General features: G+C 55.7%; 1 rRNA gene. It reads right to left on the bottom strand.

Going from position 1 to position 661, the window contains the following annotated elements:
• Positions 1-661, bottom strand: a 23S ribosomal RNA gene (locus IEU99_RS10945); the annotation flags it as partial.

A 661-nucleotide genomic window follows, 5' to 3' on the forward strand; every position in this document is an offset into this window, starting at 1 on the left:
AAAGAGTGTGGCACCAACAGTGGCCCCCCTTCTCCCGAAGTTACGGGGGCATTTTGCCGAGTTCCTTAACCACAGTTCACCCGTTCGCCTGAGTATGCTCTACTTGACGACCTGTGTCGGTTTGGGGTACGGGCTCACAACATCCTCGCTAGAGGCTTTTCTCGACAGTCTAGGATCACCACCTTCCCCACCACTGTGGGGTTGCATCACGCCTGACCCATCATGCCTACCGGATTTGCCTAGTAGGCGGGCTGCACGCTTACACCACGAACACCAACCTCGTGGCGTGGCTACCAACCTGTGTCACCCCATCGCTTGACTACTACCAATGAAGGTCCCACGCACCAAAACGTACCACCAGTCACACAAGGTGACAGGGGATGCGATGATGGGTGGTTAGTACCACTGCTTCATCATGGACGGCTGTTGTGAGGTACCAGAATATCAACTGGTTGTCCATCGACTACGCCTGTCGGCCTCGCCTTAGGTCCCGACTCACCCTGGGAAGATTAGCTTGACCCAGGAACCCTTCGTCATTCGGCGGAGCAGGTTTTCACTGCTCATTCGTTACTCATGCCTGCATTCTCACTCGTATGCACTCCACACCACGATCACTCGGATGCTTCAACGCCGCACACGACGCTCCCCTACCCAACACACA

Source organism: Corynebacterium pelargi (assembly GCF_014635485.1).
In the GTDB taxonomy this organism is placed as follows: domain Bacteria; phylum Actinomycetota; class Actinomycetes; order Mycobacteriales; family Mycobacteriaceae; genus Corynebacterium; species Corynebacterium pelargi.